Genomic DNA, 17,640 nt, shown 5'->3' on the forward strand with positions numbered 1-17,640 from the left:
CACTGTGGACTACCGACAGCTGATGGAGGCCGAGCCGTCGGCGATCGCCCGAGCCGCCGAGGCGTGGAAGTCGCTGGCCGAGAAGTACGACAAGGTTCTCGGGGACTTCGACGCGAAGGTGCGGGGTCCGCTCGACAACGAGGAGGCCTGGCAGGGCGAGGCCAAGGACGCCGCCACCGGCCACGCCGAGCACATCCGCGAGAAGATGCGCGAGTACCTCGACAGGATCGAGTCGGTCCGCGGGACGCTGGAAGAGGCCTCCTCGGAGATCGAGACCTGCCGGGCACGCCTGGAACGGTTGTCAGACGAGATCAACGAGGTTGAGGGCTGGGATATCTACCCCGACGGGCGGATCGAGTATCCCGAGGGCCAACAGGCCAGGTACGAGTCCTACGCCGCCGAGATCGACGGGGTGCTGGCAAGGGCGGAGCAGGCGGACCAGAACGCGGCCAGCGCGCTCGGCGAGGCCGACGAGTCGCTCGGGTACCTCGACGAAGTGCTGCGCGAGGAGCGTGGTGAGGAGGAAGCGGCCGCCAAGCGGGCGGCCAAACTGGCCTCGCAGCCGCCGGGCGAGCTGGACTTCGAGGAGGGCGAACGGCTCGCCCGCCTGCTGCGGGAGCACGGGCAGGACCCCGCCTTCGCGGGCGAGTTCCTGGAACGGGTGCGGCCGAAACAGCTGCTCAAGCTGACCGACCACCTGCAGGACATGGGAATGACCCACTGGGACGGCCACAACGGGGAATCCGGTCCGAACCGGTCCGAGCTGATCGGCCAGCTGCAGCGGCACCTCGGCGAAACGCTCGCGACCGGTACGAGTGAGAGCGGCAGGCGTTATCTCGGTGAGGACCTGCACGGCGACGGTACGGACGGCGAGGCCGACAACCGGGCCGCCAGCTACGGCAAGCGGCTCGCGCGGGCGGCGGAGAACTGGGACACCGGTTTCCTCGGGATGGGCGACCACGAGGACACCGGTTACCGCGCGCTGGGGATGCTGCTGCACAGTGGCGAGTACTCCGCGGACTTCTTGAACCCGGTCGGGGACGCGATGATCGACGCCGACCGGAAGGACACCTTCGACCGGATCCAGAGCAACGACCTCAACCACGTCGATGATCGCGGCCGCGGCGGCGATCCGCTCGTCGGGTTGATGACGGCGTTGGAGCACAGCCCCGAGGCCGCGAGTTCCTTCTTCGACCCCGAGCGCGAGACCGGGAACATGGGTTACCTGATCGAGCGGGACTGGCCGGTCGACACCTACGACCACGCCCCGGGGCCGGCCAGTGACTTCACCCCCACCGAGAAGGAGAAGTCACTGGGGCACGACGTGCTGGGCAAGGCCCTGGAGTCGGCGACCCTCGGCGAGCAACAGGGCACCGCGGAAGGGGCCCGCGTGTTGTCGGGGTTGGTGCACGAGTTGGCCAACACCGAGCAGTCGATGGAGAACCCCGGAGAGGGGACGGTGCCGGAACCGATGCGCGACAGCGTCGGCCGCATGATCTCGCACCACATGGCGGCGGTGCACGATTCGGGAGCCGTGTCACCGAACAGCAGTGGCTCACTGGACCTGGACGGTGACGACCCGAAGTGGGCGAAGGGCAAGACGGGGGACATGAGTCCCCGGTTCAGCCAGGCCGAGGTGTACAAGGTGATGGGATCGGCGGCCTACGATCCTGATGCCTACGCGGAGATGCGCGACGCCAACATGGTGCACACCGGGCTCAAACTCGACGAGATCGCCGGTGACGAGGATCGGTCGATGGGCGATCGACGGGACCACATGGCGACTGTGGCGAAGGAGTCCGCCTCCGTGTTCGGGGCGCTGGACGAGGCGCGCACTTACGCGGTGGACCAGGCCAACGATGACGATGATGCCGAGCACAACGCGAAGATCGACGCGGGCGGCACGCTGGCCTCCTGGGCTCTTACCGGGGCTGGTGGTGCGGTCGGCGGGGCCGCGGGCGGTATCGGTGGTGCGGTGGGCGGTGAGGCCGTCAACCAGATCGCCGAACAGCTCAAGCAGGACAGCTCGAACATCGTGACCAGGGATACCGCTGCCATCAAGGAAAACGGACCCAACGATGCGAGCGACCTGTTGAATCAGGCGTTGTGGGAGAACCAAATGTGGAAAGACGGTGTCTACCCGCCGCCGATCTCGCCCGGATCTGAGGAACTCGAAAATCCTAACAGGATCATCAATTCAGACGGAAATATGCCGCGCAGTATGAGGGACTGGGTGAGCGAATACAATCCTTATGAGGTCGATCAGCAAGTCGTGCAGAATACTTACCAGAATGGTGCCGGAGTCTACTCTGATGCTACCGGTAATCGCCCCGTTTCGGTGAGTGATACCGAGTGAAGGGTATATACATGGGCTGGAGTCGGCTGGCGACCGGTTGTTTGGTATCTCTGCTTGTGCTGAGCGGTTGTTCGGGAGCGGGTGACGATTCGGAGGTCCCTGCGTGGGTGCGGTCACCGCCGGAGTACTTGTCGTGCGAAGGTATGACGAGTCCGAGGCTGATGGTTGATCTGATTCAGGCCGCAGATCTTGGTAAGCCGAGGTCCGAAGGGTCAAGTGTTGAGATAGACAATGACCGTCCCTCGGTCGATTGTAATCAAATAGGGGCGGGTGAGCTCGGAATCGGAAACTATCCGGCTGAGACCGGTTATATGGCCAGCGGTTATAGTCCGCCTCCTCCGTTGTCAGTGCCGATTTCTGATCTTCCAGGGTTTGTGGTGCACGATTACGGTAGGTTGTACGTGTCGTGCACTAGAGACAACAAAGAGATAACTCTGAAAAATTCGATTAGTATCGATTCGTCCGAGCTGGACAATCCTGATGCGCGGTTGGCGATGGCGCGGTTGTTGGTGGATATGACCAACAGGGCGCGGGCGCGGTTCGGATGTGCGGAGTCGGCGAACCCGTTGCCGGTGCCGAGTGAGCTGCCGGAGATCCCGGAGGTGGGGCGGCTGGCGGCGAGTGGAGTCGATGCTCCGTTCCGGGGGACGGCGTGTTCCTTCGTGAAACCGTCGTTGTTGCCCGATTACGAGTGGGAGCGGGGCGAGGAATGGGCGATGGGGACGCCGCAGCCCAGTGGGTTGATCAGCACCTGTGATATCCGGACCGGAAACCGTGCTTCCACGGACGGTGATGTACCGGGCAGGCCGAGGAAGGCGTTCGTGATGTACGAGGGTCCGTTGGCGCGGGCGCGGCACGAGTCGGAGAAGTACTCGCTGCCGGAGTACGACGTGATGTGCCACGGCGAGCCGGTGTCGTTCCGCCAATACGGCCCCAGCGAGGACGATTCGAGTCACTGGGAAAAGGATCCCGCCGATCAGCCTTCCGACAGCGACTTTTTGGATCACTTCGCCCGCGCCGCCGCCGAGCGGGCCGGGTGCCCACTGCCGGAGTAGACGGGACCGCGACGCCGCAACCGCTCGTCGCGGCGTCGCCTCTCGACCTCTGCGGCCTGCGATGGGAGTCCGGGGAGCTCCCGTCACCGTCACACCGCCACCGTGGCCGCACCAACGGCGGCTCACGCCCTCCGACGGTCGCGTTCGGTCGCCACCGCGACCTGCCCGAGGCTGATCCCGCCGTCGTTGGGGGGAACCCTGGAGTGCAGCAGCACCCGGAAGCCGTGCCGCCGCAGCGCGTCCACGGTGCGGCGCACCAGCAGCATGTTCTGGAACACCCCGCCGGACAGCGCCGCCACCTCCACGCCGGTCGCATCGCGCAGCCACTCGCACACCCGTGCGATCAGCTCGGCGACTCCGTTGTGGAGCCCAGCCGCGATTCCAACAACGCGGTCCCGGTCGAGCCGATCAGCCTCGGCCGTGGGCCGCACACACCGGGCAGCACACCGGCTGCGCGTGCAACCGGCGGTTCGCCGGAGCGGGGGACGGCCCGCCCCGGGGAGGTTCCGCTACGGACACCGACCCGGGACGGTGGCGAGCCCGTGGGGGCGAATGTGTGACACGTCTCCTCCCCAGCGAACTGACCTGCCGGTAGGGTCTGCCGCATGGTGGCGCCGTCGTTACTCGCGACCAGCGATCTGCACGTGTCGCACCGCGACAACCTCCCGGTGCTGGACGAGATCCGGCCCCGCAGCGACGAGGACTGGTTGATCGTGGCGGGCGACGTCGCGGAAAGGACCGAGACGATCGGCTGGGCGCTGGGCAAGCTGCGCGAACGGTTCTCCCGGGTGATCTGGGTTCCGGGCAACCACGAACTGTGGACGCCCCCCGGCGACGACGTGCGGGCCAGGGGAGTGGAACGCTACGACCACCTGGTGCGGATGTGCCGGGAACTCGACGTCACCACCCCGGAGGACCCGTACCCCGTCTGGCGTGACGAGCAGCACTCGGTCGTGGTGGCCCCGCTGTTCGTGCTCTACGACTACAGCTTCCGCATCGCCGGGATGGACGCCGAGCAGGCGCTGGCGCACGCCTACGACACCCACGTGGTCTGCACCGACGAGGTGATGCTGCACCCCGATCCGTACGAGTCCCGAACCGAGTGGTGTCACGAGCGGGTAAGGCAGACCCTGACCAGGCTGGAGGCCGTTCCGGAGCACCTGCCCACGGTGCTGATCTCCCACTGGCCGCTGCACCGCCAACCGACCACGCGGCTGTACTACCCCCAGTTCGGCATCTGGTGCGGCACCGAGCTCACCTCCGACTGGCACCTGCGGTTCCGCGCGGTGGCCGAGGTGCACGGGCATCTGCACATCCCGGTGACCGACCGCATCGACGGTGTGCCCTTCGAGGAGGTCTCGCTCGGCTACCCACGGGAGTGGCGCAGGCGCGGTGGGCCGGGAGATCCGCTGCACAGCATCCTGCCTCCGGCCCCGGAGCGGAGCTTCGAGGAGTTGGTGAGGTCCTATCAGTGATCGAAGGAATCCTGCCGCGCGCGGTGGTCTCCGCCGAGGTGTTCGGTGACGATCCGCACGCGCGGCTGTTGCCGGAGGAGGAACAGTACGTCGCCAGGGCGGTGGACAAGCGCAGACGGGAGTTCACCGCGGCCCGAAGCTGTGCCCGGCGTGCCCTCGCCGAGCTCGGCCATCCCGGATTCGCCGTGCACAGCGGGGAGAGACGTGAGCCGCTGTGGCCCTCCGGCGTTGTAGGCAGCATCACGCACTGTCAGGGCTACTGCGCGGCGGTGGTGGCCCCTGTCGAGGAGGTGCGTTCTCTGGGGATCGACGCGGAACCCGACGATGTGCTGCCCGACGGCGTGCTGGAGCAGGTCACCGTCGAGCGGGAGCGCGAGCTGCTGGCCGGTCTGCCCACCGGCGTCAACTGGGACAGGTTGCTGTTCAGCGCGAAGGAGAGCGTGTACAAGGCCTGGTTCCCGCTGACCGGACGCTGGCTCGGTTTCGGTGACGCGTTCGTTCGTATCGATCCCGCCGGTGAGTTCCACGCCGAGCTGGTCGGAGACCCCGCACCGAGCTCGGTGGGCGAGCTCACCGGTTTCTCCGGCCGGTTCCGGTTCGAGACGGGACTGGTGGTCACCGCCGTCACCGTCTTCCCCGACTGAATCGCCCGACAGCGTGCTCTCGGGGCTCGACGTACTCGTTGTCCGCTCGGTTGCTTCCCCGCCGTGCGTTTCCCCGCAGGCCGAACCTCCCACCACCCTTGTACGCACCCCCGGAACACACCCACGAAATCGCCGCGCCACCAGCACCGAGAGGGAGCCGCACTCCGATCACTTACGCAATCGGCACCGTCGCGGGTTCTCCCGTGCGGCTCTCGCGAGGAAGGCCCGACGTGACGTAGGTGCCTACTCCATGTCGGGCCTCCCGCGGCGAGAGCCGTGCGAGAGATTCCGCCGGGTGCGACTCAGTTCGCCCCGCATTCTCAGGAGTTCGTTCGGAGGAAGCGTTGGTTCAGCACTCGAAGAAACCGGGCCGGGTGTCCCCGGTGCGTGAGTCGGATGCATTGCGAGGCCGGGCCGCTCGCCGCGTAGGTCGCTACTCGAGAGCGGCCCAACGCGGCAAGGCGCCGACTCGCGTGCCGGCTACCCGACCATCCGGGCGAGTCTCCTGCAAATTTTTCGACGAAAGGAGTGGAAATGACTACTACCGCTGACCTGGCCGACCGCGACGGCGACGAGGTGCGTAGCTGCGACCTGCAGCTGCGGCGGTTCGGTAACCGCGAGGTGTTCTCCGGGCCGATCCGGACGGTGCGGTGCTTCCAGGACAACGCCTTGCTCAAGAAGCTCCTCTCGGAGCCGGGCGAGGGCGCTGTGCTGGTGATCGACGGTGCGGGCTCGGTCCACACCGCCCTGGTGGGTGACCTGATCGCCGAGCTGGGACGTTCCAACGGTTGGAGCGGGCTCGTCGTCAACGGCGCGATCCGCGACTCCGCCGTGATCGACGGGATGGACTTCGGGGTCAGGGCGCTGGGAACCAACCCGCGCAAGAGCTCCAAGACCGGCTCGGGCGAGTCGGACGTGGTGGTGGAGTTCGGTGGTGTCAGCTTCGTGCCGGGCGAGTACCTGCTCAGCGATCACGACGGGGTGGTGGTCAGCCGTCCCCCGGTGGAATGAGCCGCCGACCGGCGCGGACTGGTGATCTCGGCGAAAGCTCGTACCGTGATTCGGGGACTCCGTCTCGCGGTCCCGGCGCCGGACGGTTCGCCTTCCGGAACCGGGGCTCGCGTGGTCGGTGTCCGCGACGATCCCCGTGGGACGCGAGGTGCCCGATGATCACAAATCCCAAGTTCGTGGTGCTCTACGTGGCCGACCAGCAGACGGTGCTCGACTTCTGCACCCGGAAACTGGGGTTCGAGGTCAGGACCGACGCACCGTACGGGGACGGCAACCGCTGGATAGAGGTGAGCGTGCCGGGAGCCGAGACCTACCTGGTGCTCGCCAAGGGTGATCCGCAGGTGCGTGATCTCGTGCGGCAGCGGTTGGGCGAGCTCAGCCACGTCTGGTTCGACTGCGACGACCTCGACGCCACCTTCGAGGAGCTGCGAGGCAGGGGAGTGCGCTTCCCGGTGGAACCGCGCACGGCACCGTGGGATCCCGGGGGCAGGACCCGCTGGGCGCAGTTCGCCGATCCGGAGGGCACGCTGTACGGGCTCACCGAGCGCGGTGCGTGACCGCACCGGTGTCCCGGTGCGGTCCCGTCGGGCCCGCGCCTCCGGCCGCGTTCCCGAGGCACGTCGTCCGGCCCCCGGCGGGGGCGAGACCCGCGGCGGTGCGGCCGTTCCGGGACACCGGACCCGAGGGGCCGGAGGAACGACGGGCTCCGCGCGCCGTGACGACGGCGCCGGAGCCCGGTGGCACCACCCCCGGACGCGAGGTGCCGGGGCGTGGGGCGGCAGTCGTTCTCAGTCCGCGACGGCGGCTCCCTTGGCGGCGTCGCGGTCCAGCAGCCACAGCGTCCTGTCCCGCCCCCGGGCTCCCGCCGCGGGGATGTCGACAGGATCGGCCCCGGCCATCGCCCGTGACACGGCCTCGGCCTTGCCCGAGCCGGTGGTCATCAACCACACCTCGGAGGCCGCCCCGATGGCGGGCAGGGTCAGCGAGATGCGCGTCGGCGGGGGCTTCGGGCAGTCCCGGACTCCCACCACCGTCCGCTCCTCCTCGCGCACGTACGGCGTGTCGGGGAAGAGCGAGGCCGTGTGCCCCTCCTCGCCGACACCCAACATGAACACGTCGAAGTGCGGCACCGCCGTGTCCGAGTCGGCACCGGCGAGGGTCCGCAGCACCTCGGCGTAGTGCCCGGCCGCCGCTTCGGCGTCCGTGCCGAACCGGCCGTCGGAGGGGGCCATCGGGTGCACGCGTTCCGGGTCGAGCGGGAGGTGGTCCAGCAGCGCCCGCCGGGCCTGGGTCTCGTTGCGCTCGCCATCGCCGTCCGGCAGGAAGCGCTCGTCACCCCAGAACAGGTTCACCGCCGACCAGTCCACGGCCGACCGGGCCGCCGAGTCGCGCACCCGCTCCAGCACACCGATGCCGGTACGTCCTCCGGTCAGCACCACCGAGGCGACGCCCCGGGCCGCCTGCGCGTCCACCACACGGGTGAGCAGTCGGGCGGCGGTCGCCTCGGCCAGCACGTCCCCGTCGGGGTGCACGATCATCTCGTCGCCGCTCATGACTGCTGCCCCGCCGATACCGGTTCCGCCTGTTCCGCGCTGTCGACGGGTTCGCCCCGAACCACGTCCGAGAGCCCGCGTAACGTGCTCTCGTAGATCTCGTCGGGGCCGAGCCTGCGCAGCTCCTCGGCCAGGCAGTCGCGCACGGCCCTGCGGTGCAGCGTCACCCGTCGGTCCTGCTGACCGGGCTGGGTGAGGTAGCCGACCTTGCCGTCGGGCCGCACGACCTCCACGTTCCCGCTCGGACGTTCCAGCACCGCCGAGACGATGCCGGGCCCCCTGTGGACCTCCCGCCGCACCGGGATGCCGAGGCTGGCGGCCAGCCATCCCGCCAGCAGGTCGGTCGAGGGCGAGTCGGACTCGCCGCTGACCACCGCTCCTTCGATGGGTTCGAACGGCGGCAGGTCCAGCGAAGCCGCCAGCAGCGCGCGCCAGGAGGTCAGCCGGGTCCAGGCCAGGTCGGTGTCGCCGTCCACGTAGGAGCGCACCCTGGTGCGCAGCGCCTCGATCGGATCGGGTTCCGCGGCCGCGTCGGTGATCCTGCGGTGCGCGAGTTCCCCGATCGGATCCTTCGCCGGGTACTCGGGCGCGTCGTTGGGCCACCACACCACGACCGGGGCGTCCGGCAGCAGCAGCGGAACCACGGACCCCGCGCCCTCCTCGGCCAGCGGGCCGTACAGCCGCAGCACCACCACCTCCGAGGCCCCGGCGTCGCCGCCGATGCGGATCTGGGCGTCCAGCCTGGCGGCCGCCTGCCTGGCACCCTTGGCGACCACGATCACCCGTGCCGGGTGCTCCCGACTGGCCTCGTTGGCCGCCTGAATCGCCTGTTCGGTCTCGGTCCCGTCCCCGGTGACGATGACCAGTGTCAGCACCCTGCCTAGTGCGACGGCACCACCGGACTCCCGCAGCTCGACCATCTTCTTGTTGACCTGCGAAGTGGTGGTGGAGGGCAGATCGACGATCACGGCCGCCTCCAGACGCGTCCAGTGCGGGCCAGCATCGACTCCGCCGACGGTGGCCCCCAGCTTCCTGCCTTGTACTTCTCGGGATATCCGTGCTCGGCCCAGTAGTCCAGGATGGGGTCCAGGATCTGCCAGGACAGCTCCACTTCCTCGTTGACCGGGAACAGCGACGGCTCACCGAGCAGCACGTCCAGCAGCAGCCGTTCGTAGGCCTCGGGCGAGGACTCGGTGAACGCGTGTCCGTAGCCGAAGTCCATCGTCACGTCCCGCACCTCCATCGAGGTGCCGGGAATCTTCGAGCCGAACCGCATCGTGACGCCCTCGTCCGGCTGCACCCGGATCACAAGGGCGTTCTGGCCGAGTTCATCGGTCATGGTGTCGTCGAAGGGCAGGTGCGGTGCCCGCTTGAACACCACCGCGATCTCGGTGACCCGCCTGCCCAGGCGTTTTCCGGTGCGCAGGTAGAACGGGACGCCTGCCCAGCGGCGGTTCTCGATCTCCAGCGTGATCGCGGCGAAGGTCTCCGTCTTGGAGTCGGAGGCGAAACCGCCCTCCTCGTGCAGCCCGGGGACCTGCTGGCCGCCCTGCCAACCGCCGGTGTACTGCCCCCGGGCGGTGGTCTGCTCGAACGGGCCGACCGGTTTGGTGGCCGACAGCACCTTGCTCTTCTCCGCCCGCAGGTCACCGGGGGCGAAGGACAGCGGTTCCTCCATCGCGGTCAGCGCGAGCAGCTGCAGCAGGTGGTTCTGGATCACGTCCCGTGCCGCGCCGATGCCGTCGTAGTAGCCCGCACGGCCTCCCAGCCCGATGTCCTCGGACATGGTGATCTGCACGTGATCGACGTAGTGGGCGTTCCACAACGGCTCGAACAGCTGGTTGGCGAATCGCAGCGCCAGGATGTTCTGCACCGTCTCCTTGCCGAGGTAGTGGTCGATGCGGAACACCGAGTCCTCGGGGAAGACCTCGTTGACGATCCGGTTGAGTTCCTTGGCGCTTTCCAGGTCGTGCCCGAAGGGTTTCTCGATGACCACCCGTCGCCACTGGTCCTCGGTCTGCTCGGCGAGTCCGGAGTTGGACAGGTGGGTCAACACCGTCGGGAACATCGACGGCGGCACCGAGAGGTAGAACGCGTGGTTGCCACCGGTGCCGCGTTCGGAGTCGAGCTGTTTGACGGTCTGGGTCAGCCGGTCGAAGGTGCTCGGGTCGTCGAAGCTGCCCGGGACGAACCGGATCCCCTCGGCCAGCCGGTCCCAGACGGCCTGGTGGAACGGCGTGCGCGCGTTCTCCTTGACAGCCTCGTAGACGACCTCGCCGAAGTCCTGGTTCTCCCAGTCACGCCTGGCTACTCCCGTCAGGGCGAACCCCGGCGGCAGCAGCCCCCTGTTGGACAGGTCGTAGATGGCGGGCATCAGCTTCTTGCGGGACAGGTCCCCGGTGACACCGAAGATCGTCAGTCCTGCCGGTCCGGCGATGCGCGGCAACCGCTTGTCCCGCGGATCGCGCAGTGGATTGTGCTCGGGGGAGCTCACGTGTTGTCCTTTCCTGCCGCTCGCGCCTCAGCCCGCCGTACGCAGATCCTGCACCGCCTTGACCAGTTCCACCAGTCCGGTGGTCCGGTCCGTCAGGTGCAGCCGGAGCACCGGCCGGTTCCGCTGTGCCAGGACCTGCCCGTCTCCGAGGGCCTGGGCGCGCTGCAGCCCCGAGAGGGTGTACGGGCGTCCCGGAACCTCCATGTCCTCCTCCACGGCCCCGGTCACCTGCAGGAATACCCCGTTCTGGTGGCCGCCCTTGTGGTACTGGCCGGTGGAGTGCAGGAAACGGGGCCCCCAGCCGAAGGTCGTCTGCAATCCGGTGCGGCGAGCCAGCTCGGGACGCAGCACGGTGATCGAGGCGTCGTCGATCCGGTCGAGGTAGGCCTGCACGGCGAGGTAACCGGTGGCGGGGGCCGCGCTCACCAGGGCCCGCAGCGCCTCGGTCACGGTGCCGACACCGGCGGAGAGCCAATCACCCTCGGCGTGGACCTCGATCGACCCGTCCACCGTGGCCGGGGTGGCCACGGGACCGCCCGCCGGACCGTCCAGCAGTCCCCGCGCCGCCTGCTTGGCGGCCTCCACGTCGGGCTGGTCGAACGGGTTGATGCCGAGCAGCCTTCCCGCCAGTGCCGTGGCGAACTCCCACAGCAGCATCAGACCGCCGAGGGAGCCGTACGTGCTCACGGCGGCGTTGTCCGTCGGCGGGCCGATAGCCACCGGTGTGGCGTCGCCACCGGCCGTGGCGAAACCGGGAGCCGCCACGTTCTCCACCGGCACGGGCAGCAGCCCGATCCCGGACTTGCCGGTGGACTCGGCGATCAGCTGCTCCGCCCAGTCGGCGAAGCCCACCACTCCGGAGCCGCTGTCGGCCAGCACCACCTTCTCCGCCCCCGACTGGTGCGCGGCCGACAGCGCCGCGGCCAGCCGGATCGCCGGGTTCGACTCGTCGTCGGCGCGCAGTGAGGGGAAGGTGGACTCGGCGTCGTCCAGCAGACCGGCGATGTCGGCACCGGCCAGCCCGGCGGGCACCAGGCCGAACGCGCTCAGCGCCGAGTAGCGCCCACCGACGTTCGGGTCGGCGGTGAACACCTTGCGGTAACCGGACTCCTCTCCGAGGGTCTGCAGCGGTGAGCCGGGGTCGGTGACCACGATCATGCGCCGGGCGGGGTCCAGCCCCTCCTCGGAGAAGGCCCGCTCGAAGACGCGCCGGTGGCTGTCCGTCTCCACCGTGGTCCCCGACTTGGAGGAAACCACCACCACGGTGCGCTCCAGCTCGCCCTCCAGGGCGTCGCGCACCTGCGCGGGATCGGTGGTGTCCAGCACGACCAGCGCGGTACCCGCCGTGGCCGTGATGACCTCCGGAGCCAGCGAGGAGCCACCCATGCCCGCGAGCACGATCCGGCTCAGCCCCTCCTCGCGGAGCTCGGCGCGCAGCGCGTCGATCTCGGCGACCAGTCCGCGCGAGGTCTCGTGCAGGGTCGTCCACGACAGTCGGACCGACGCTTCCCGTTCGGCCTCCGGACCCCACAGCGTCGGGTCCTGCTCGGCGAGTTTGCCGGCGGCCCGGTCGGCGACCAGCCGCTGGACCAGGGGCTCGGCCTCCCGTGCCAGCGAAGGATCGGTGATCTCGGCTGAGGTCTCAGTCGTCATATGGTTCCTTCGCGTTCGATACGTCAACACGTGACGAGACGGTTGGTGCACACATTGACAGGCGGCCGCCGATCCGCGAGGACCTCGTACGAGCGGCGTCGTGGCACACCGGGAACCGCCCCCGGGGCCACCGCCGTGCTCGGGCCGGTCGTCCGTGCCGAACACCCACTCGCCGGGACTCCTCGGTCCGACCGGGCGGCCGCCTGCTGCCGCGTTGTCGTCCGCTCGCGCGGGGAGCGGTCCCCACGCGAGCGGGTCACCGTTACCGAGCCTGTTCGAGCTGTTGCGAAACCGTCCGGAGCAGCTCGTCCCAGGACTTCTCGAACTTCTCCACGCCTTCCCGCTCCAGCACGGCGTAGACGTCGTCCAGGTCGATGCCCACCTCGGACAGCGAATCGAACACCTGCTGCGAGGCGCCGGCCGTGCCGCTGACCGTGTCACCGAGGACGTTGCCGTGGTCGGCGACCGCGTTCAGCGTGGACTCGGGCATCGTGTTGACCGTGTTCGGGGCCACCAGCTCGTCCACGTACCGCGTGTCGGAGTAGGCGGGCTCCTTGACGCCGGTGGAGGCCCACAGCGGCCGCTGCCGGTGCGCCCCCGCCTGTTCGAGGGCCTGCCAGCGCTGGCCGGCGAAGACCTCCTCGTAGGCGGCGTAGGCCAACCGCGCGTTGGCGATGGCCGCCTTGCCGTACAGATGCTCGGGAGCGTCGATCTTCTTCAGCCGCTTGTCGATCTCCGAGTCCACGCGGGAGACGAAGAACGAGGCGACCGAGAAGATGCGGCTGATGTCGTGGCCGTTGTCCTTCGCTCGCTCCAGACCGGTGATGAAGGCGTCCATGACCTCGCGGTAGCGCTGCACCGAGAAGATCAGCGTCACGTTGACGCTGACGCCCTCGGCCAGGGTGCGCGTGATCGCCGGCAGGCCCTCCACCGTGGCGGGGATCTTGACGAACAGGTTGGGCCGGTCCACCGCCTTGGCGAGTTCCAGCGCCTCCCGGACCGTGCCCTCGGTGTCGTGGGCCAGCCGGGGGTCCACCTCCAGCGAGATGCGGCCGTCCTCGCCACCGGTGGCGGTGTGCACCTCGCGGAAGACGTCCGCGGCGTCGCGGATGTCCTTGGTCATCAACTCGCGCACGGCCTCGTCGACCCCGGCCCCCCGGTTGGCGAGTTCACTCACCTGGTCGCTGTAGTCGGCCGCGTTGGAAAGCGCGCTGGCGAAGATGGTGGGGTTGCTGGTCACCCCGACCAGGTTCTTGTTCGCGATCAGCTCGGCCAGGTTGCCGGAGTTGATCCGCTGCCTGGACAGGTCGTCCAGCCAGATGGCCACTCCGGCGTCGCTGAGTGCCTGCAGATTGCTGTTGCCGCTCACTATTACCTCCGTCGTTCGCAGCTGTTGCGGTTCGGCCGGGTGTGACCGGTCACTTCGACCGCGCGCTGCTCAGGCTCCGCCGGGCGGCGGCGACCACGGCCTCGGTGGTGATGCCGAACTTCTCGAACAACGTCTTGTAGTCGGCAGAGGCACCGAAGTGCTCCAGCGAGACGATCTCGCCGCTGTCCCCCGTGAAGCGGTACCAGGGCTGTGCGATACCGGCCTCCACGGCGACACGGGCACGCACCGAGGACGGCAGCACCCGCTCCCGGTAGTCCTCGTCCTGCGCGTCGAACCACTCGACGCACGGCATCGAGACCACACGGGTGGCAACGCCCTCGTCCTCCAGAACCTTCCTGGCCTCCACGGCCAGCTGCACCTCGGAACCGGTGGCGATTAGCACCAGCTCCGGTGTACCCGAGGACGCCTCGGCCAACACGTAGCCACCCCGCGCGACCCCCGCGTGGTCGGTGCCCTCCAGGGTCGGCACCCCCTGTCGGGTCAGCGCCAGTCCGGCGGGACCCTCGGGCCGCTCCAGCACCGCCTTCCACGCGGCGGCCGTCTCGTTGGCGTCGGCCGGGCGCACCATCGCCAGCCCCGGGATCCCGCGCAGGCTGGCCAAGTGCTCCACCGGTTGGTGGGTCGGCCCGTCCTCGCCGAGACCGATCGAGTCGTGGGTCCAGACGTAGATGGTGGGCACCCGCATCAGCGCCGCGAGCCGCACGGCCGGGCGCATGTAGTCGGAGAAGATCAGGAAGGTGCCGCCGTACGGACGGGTGCCGCCGTGCAGCGCGATCCCGTTGAGCAGCGACCCCATGGCGTGCTCGCGAACACCGAAGTGCAGCGTGCGGCCGTAGGGCTGTGCCTGGAACATGCCGGTGGAGATGCTCTCGGGACCGAACGAGTCGGCGCCCTTCATCGTGGTGTTGTTGCTCTCGGCCAGGTCGGCCGAGCCGCCCCACAGCTCGGGCAGCACGTCCTTGACGGCGGCCAGCACCTCGGCCGACGCCTTTCGGGTGGCCACGCCCTTGGGGTCCGGCTCCCAGCTGGGCAGCACGTCAGCCCAGTCCGCGGGCAACTCGCGGGCGTTGATCCGGTCCAGCAACGCCTTGCGCCGCGGATTCTCCGCGGCCCACGAGTCGAAGGCGATCTGCCACTTCTGATGCGCGGCCTGGCCGCGCTCGGCGACCGTGCGGGCGTGGGCGAGGACCTCGTCGGCGACCTCGAAGGACTTCTCGGGGTCGAAGCCCAGCGCCTTCTTGACCTCGGCGACCTCCTCGGCCCCCAGGGCCGCACCGTGCGCCTTGCCGCTGTTCATCTTGTTCGGCGCCGGGTAGCCGATCACCGTGCGCAGCACGATCAGGCTCGGACGGTCCGTCTCGGCGCGCGCGGCCTCCACCGCGTCCAGGAAGCCCCGCACGTCCTCGCCGCCGTCGACGGTGACCACGTGCCAGCCGTAGGCCTCGTAGCGCTTGGCGGTGTCCTCCGACAGGGCGATGTGGGTGTCGTCCTCGATGGAGATCTCGTTGGCGTCGTAGATCACCGTGAGGTTGCCCAGCCGCTGGGTCCCGGCCAGCGAGGACGCCTCGGAGGTGACGCCTTCCTCGATGTCACCGTCGGAGGCCAGCACGTAGATCTGGTGGTCGAAGACGCTCTCGCCCGGCTCGGCGTCCGGGTCGAACAGGCCGCGCTCGCGCCGCGCGGCCATGGCCATGCCGACCCCGTTGGCCAGCCCCTGGCCGAGCGGGCCGGTCGTGGTCTCCACACCCGTGGTGTGGCCGTACTCCGGGTGGCCGGGTGTGGCCGAGTCCCAGGTGCGGAGGTTCTTGATGTCCTCCAGCTCCATCCCGTATCCGCACAGGTAGAGCTGCAGGTAAAGCGTCAGGCTCGAGTGCCCGGCCGAGAGCACGAAGCGGTCCCTGCCGATCCAGCTCGCATCGTTGGGATCGTGCCGCAGCACCCGCTGGAACAGCGCGTACACGGCAGGGGCCAGACTCATCGCGGTGCCGGGGTGACCGTTGCCGCACTTCTCGACCGCGTCGGCGGCCAGTACGCGGATCGTGTCCACGGCGCGTTGGTCCAGCTCGGTCCAGTCCTCGGGAACTCGTTTGGTGGTCAAACGGGCAAGGTCGTCTGTGACGGACACTCCTCGCGGCTCCAGTTTCCCTCGCGCGGTGAATCGATCGAACTTGACCGATTCGCTCCGCTGTTATCCCTCGTCCAACTTGCAGCGTAATCCCGTCGCGTGGCCGATGTCGCGGCCCGTCCACCTCGTGGTGAAGTTCGATGCCTCACCATCGTTCGGATGACAGCCCGATCCATGCGTCACGTGTCCGATACGTAACATTCAGTAACTGTTCTCGGTTTTGCGATCCGGCCGGTGGGAACCCGCGGCGTCGGAGTCGTTCCCCGGCGACAGCGTCCCTTCCGCTCCGTAGCGTCGCCCATGTCGTTCGGCGCCTTCGCCGTGCGGCGCTCCGGACCTCCTCGCCCGAGCTCTCGGACGCCGGTTTCCCGGGTGCCACCGGCTGCGACGGGACGAACTCAGAACCCGCCGCGTGACTTCGACGCGGCTCCCCGACGGTTCACTCCGCTTCGGCGGAGCCCCCAGGATCGGTGGAGCGCTGCTTCCCGTGCGTTCGGGCGCGTCGGACGAGCAGGAACGTCACCGTCCCGACGGCCAGCGCGCCGAAGACCACCCAGCTGGCGTTGCCGAGCACTGCCCCGACCCGTTCCAGTGAGGCGCGGGCCAGCGCACCCGTGCACACGTAGACCAGGGACCACAGGGCCGCCGCCGACAACGAGGCGGCCAGGAAGCGGTTGTAGCGCAGTTGGGAGACACCCGCCGCCGCGGGGGTGAAGGTCCTGACTATGGGCACCAACCTGGTGAGGAAGATCGCCGCGCCACCGTGCCTGTCCAGCGCGGCGGTGGCCTGGTCCCAGCGCCGCACCCCCATGCGCCGCACGATCGAGGTGGAACGCATCGCGGGTCCGTAGCGTCTGCCCAGCAGGTAGCCGATGTGATCGCCTCCCGAGCCCATCACGGTCACCACCAGCAGCATCACCCCGAGCAGTGCCCGGTTGTCCACGGAGGCGCTGGCGATCAGCACGCCGGTCTCGCCCGGGATGAACATCCCCAGCCCCAGGCCGGACTCCACGAAGGCCATGGTTCCCGCGACGGTGAGGAGCAGCCCGTCGGGAAGCGACGAAAGCGTGTCCAGCACGTCGGAAACCAACGACATTCGTGCCTTCCTCCGGGGCGCGTGATGATCATGCGGGAGCGTTACGTGCACGATCCTACACAGGCTCTCTTTCGGTTCAGCCGTTCGAGCGAATCCTTCGGCCGAACGTGAGCACTCGCGGCGGAGAGGCTTGACGGGCTGGAACGCGACCGGCCCGCCCGCCGCGACCGGAGCGCCACCGGGAACGCGGGAGCGGTGAGGATTCCGGGATACTCGTACGGACACCCGGTGAACCGGCCGTCGAGTGTTCGACGTCCGGGCCGACAAGTTACTTCCGGTGTTCACGCAGTGATTACGCCCCGGAAAAACGAGTTGGATTCACTCGGTGGTGACTCGAATTTCCAGCGCCGGAGGCAGCGATGAACACGATTCACGAGCAGATCGGTGGCGAGCCCGTCGTACGCGATGTGGTCTTCCGGTTCTACGAGAAGGCACTGGCGGACTCCCGGTTGGCCGGGTACTTCCACGGTGCCAACCTGGGGCGGCTGCGCGAGCACCAGGTGCGGCTGTTCACCGCCGCGCTCGGCGGTTCCCAACAGGCCCCCGGAGCGGACGAAGCTCCGACGCCGGGGATTCACCACGACGAGTACGACCTGGTCATCGGACACCTCGCCGACGCGCTCCGCGAGAGCTCGATACCGGAAACCCTGCTGAGCGGAATACTGTTCGCCGTCGCGCCGCTGGCCAGGGACGTGATCAACGTGCCCGTGGTGGCCACGAGCACGTGATCCCCGCTCCGGACACCGGGTGGTGGCCCAGGGCGCGGGTACGCACCCGATCCGCCGCCG

Annotated in this window: 15 protein-coding genes; 7 read left to right on the forward strand and 8 right to left on the reverse strand. The window is 68.8% G+C overall.

Annotated elements, in window-relative coordinates; all coding sequences use genetic code 11:
• Nucleotides 1–4: 4 nt before the first annotated feature.
• Nucleotides 5–2,356 carry a coiled-coil domain-containing protein gene (locus BLQ75_RS17895; protein ID WP_092603824.1) on the forward strand — a complete coding sequence of 784 codons (2,352 nt, stop codon included), beginning with the start codon at nt 5–7 and terminating at the stop codon, nt 2,354–2,356.
• Nucleotides 2,357–2,733: 377 nt separating this feature from the next.
• Complete coding sequence (locus BLQ75_RS17900; protein WP_139183026.1) at nt 2,734–3,411, forward strand: hypothetical protein; 678 nt, start codon at nt 2,734–2,736, stop codon at nt 3,409–3,411.
• Between the two features lie 122 nt (nt 3,412–3,533).
• On the opposite strand, the gene BLQ75_RS17905 is transcribed toward BLQ75_RS17900, so the two are convergent.
• Nucleotides 3,534–3,842 (reverse strand): Kae1-like domain-containing protein, encoded by a 309-nt coding sequence (locus BLQ75_RS17905; protein WP_092603826.1) that lies wholly within the window; start codon nt 3,840–3,842, stop codon nt 3,534–3,536.
• Nucleotides 3,843–4,016: 174 nt separating this feature from the next.
• Here BLQ75_RS17905 and BLQ75_RS17910 point away from each other — a divergent pair, with 174 nt between their 5' ends.
• From BLQ75_RS17910 to BLQ75_RS17925, 4 genes are all read left to right on the forward strand, one after another.
• Entirely contained in the window at nt 4,017–4,886 is an 870-nt protein-coding gene (locus BLQ75_RS17910) for a metallophosphoesterase family protein (RefSeq protein ID WP_170837557.1), read from the forward strand.
• A complete protein-coding gene (locus BLQ75_RS17915) occupies nt 4,883–5,530 on the forward strand; it encodes a 4'-phosphopantetheinyl transferase family protein (protein ID WP_092603827.1) in 648 nt (215 codons plus the stop codon). Before BLQ75_RS17910 ends, BLQ75_RS17915 begins: the two co-directional genes overlap by 4 nt.
• Nucleotides 5,531–6,064: 534 nt before the next feature.
• Complete coding sequence (rraA, locus tag BLQ75_RS17920) at nt 6,065–6,541, forward strand: ribonuclease E activity regulator RraA (protein WP_092603828.1); 477 nt, start codon at nt 6,065–6,067, stop codon at nt 6,539–6,541.
• A 155-nt stretch (nt 6,542–6,696) separates the two neighbouring features.
• Nucleotides 6,697–7,098 carry a VOC family protein gene (locus BLQ75_RS17925; RefSeq protein ID WP_170837558.1) on the forward strand — a complete coding sequence of 134 codons (402 nt, stop codon included), beginning with the start codon at nt 6,697–6,699 and terminating at the stop codon, nt 7,096–7,098.
• 231 nt (nt 7,099–7,329) lie between these two features.
• Here the strand turns inward: BLQ75_RS17925 and pgl are convergent, their stop codons facing one another.
• From pgl to BLQ75_RS17960, 7 genes are all read right to left on the reverse strand, one after another.
• Nucleotides 7,330–8,094 (reverse strand): 6-phosphogluconolactonase, encoded by a 765-nt coding sequence (gene pgl, locus BLQ75_RS17930; protein ID WP_092603830.1) that lies wholly within the window; start codon nt 8,092–8,094, stop codon nt 7,330–7,332.
• Nucleotides 8,091–9,062 (reverse strand): glucose-6-phosphate dehydrogenase assembly protein OpcA, encoded by a 972-nt coding sequence (gene opcA / locus BLQ75_RS17935; RefSeq protein WP_092603831.1) that lies wholly within the window; start codon nt 9,060–9,062, stop codon nt 8,091–8,093. The genes pgl and opcA overlap by 4 nt, the downstream gene beginning before the upstream one ends.
• Nucleotides 9,059–10,588, reverse strand: a complete 1,530-nt coding sequence (zwf, locus tag BLQ75_RS17940; RefSeq protein WP_092603832.1) for a glucose-6-phosphate dehydrogenase — start codon at nt 10,586–10,588, stop codon at nt 9,059–9,061. The genes opcA and zwf overlap by 4 nt, the downstream gene beginning before the upstream one ends.
• A 27-nt stretch (nt 10,589–10,615) precedes the next feature.
• Nucleotides 10,616–12,241 (reverse strand): glucose-6-phosphate isomerase, encoded by a 1,626-nt coding sequence (locus BLQ75_RS17945; protein ID WP_092603833.1) that lies wholly within the window; start codon nt 12,239–12,241, stop codon nt 10,616–10,618.
• Between the two features lie 262 nt (nt 12,242–12,503).
• A complete protein-coding gene (gene tal / locus BLQ75_RS17950; RefSeq protein ID WP_092603834.1) occupies nt 12,504–13,610 on the reverse strand; it encodes a transaldolase in 1,107 nt (368 codons plus the stop codon).
• 49 nt (nt 13,611–13,659) lie between these two features.
• The gene (gene tkt, locus BLQ75_RS17955) at nt 13,660–15,729 is read right to left on the reverse strand and encodes a transketolase (RefSeq protein WP_092603835.1); all 2,070 of its coding nucleotides are present in this window, start codon (nt 15,727–15,729) and stop codon (nt 13,660–13,662) included.
• 466 nt (nt 15,730–16,195) lie between these two features.
• Nucleotides 16,196–16,852 (reverse strand): DedA family protein, encoded by a 657-nt coding sequence (locus tag BLQ75_RS17960; protein ID WP_092603836.1) that lies wholly within the window; start codon nt 16,850–16,852, stop codon nt 16,196–16,198.
• A gap of 359 nt (nt 16,853–17,211) precedes the next feature.
• On the opposite strand from BLQ75_RS17960, the gene BLQ75_RS17965 reads away from it, so the two are divergent.
• The gene (locus tag BLQ75_RS17965; RefSeq protein ID WP_092603837.1) at nt 17,212–17,580 is read left to right on the forward strand and encodes a group I truncated hemoglobin; all 369 of its coding nucleotides are present in this window, start codon (nt 17,212–17,214) and stop codon (nt 17,578–17,580) included.
• The last annotated feature ends 60 nt before the right edge of the window (nt 17,581–17,640 follow it).

It is taken from the genome of Actinopolyspora xinjiangensis, assembly GCF_900104475.1.
GTDB lineage: Bacteria > Actinomycetota > Actinomycetes > Mycobacteriales > Pseudonocardiaceae > Actinopolyspora > Actinopolyspora xinjiangensis.

What these genes read in the sequence shown, in the direction of transcription:
- BLQ75_RS17910 (WP_170837557.1), top strand. Translation starts at nt 4,017, where the DNA reads ATGGTGGCGCCGTCGTTACTCGCGACCAGCGATCTGCACGTGTCGCAC.
- rraA (WP_092603828.1), top strand. Translation starts at nt 6,065, where the DNA reads ATGACTACTACCGCTGACCTGGCCGACCGCGACGGCGACGAGGTGCGT.
- BLQ75_RS17925 (WP_170837558.1), top strand. Translation starts at nt 6,697, where the DNA reads ATGATCACAAATCCCAAGTTCGTGGTGCTCTACGTGGCCGACCAGCAG.
- pgl (WP_092603830.1), bottom strand. Translation starts at nt 8,094, where the DNA reads ATGAGCGGCGACGAGATGATCGTGCACCCCGACGGGGACGTGCTGGCC.
- BLQ75_RS17945 (WP_092603833.1), bottom strand. Translation starts at nt 12,241, where the DNA reads ATGACGACTGAGACCTCAGCCGAGATCACCGATCCTTCGCTGGCACGG.
- BLQ75_RS17960 (WP_092603836.1), bottom strand. Translation starts at nt 16,852, where the DNA reads ATGTCGTTGGTTTCCGACGTGCTGGACACGCTTTCGTCGCTTCCCGAC.
- BLQ75_RS17965 (WP_092603837.1), top strand. Translation starts at nt 17,212, where the DNA reads ATGAACACGATTCACGAGCAGATCGGTGGCGAGCCCGTCGTACGCGAT.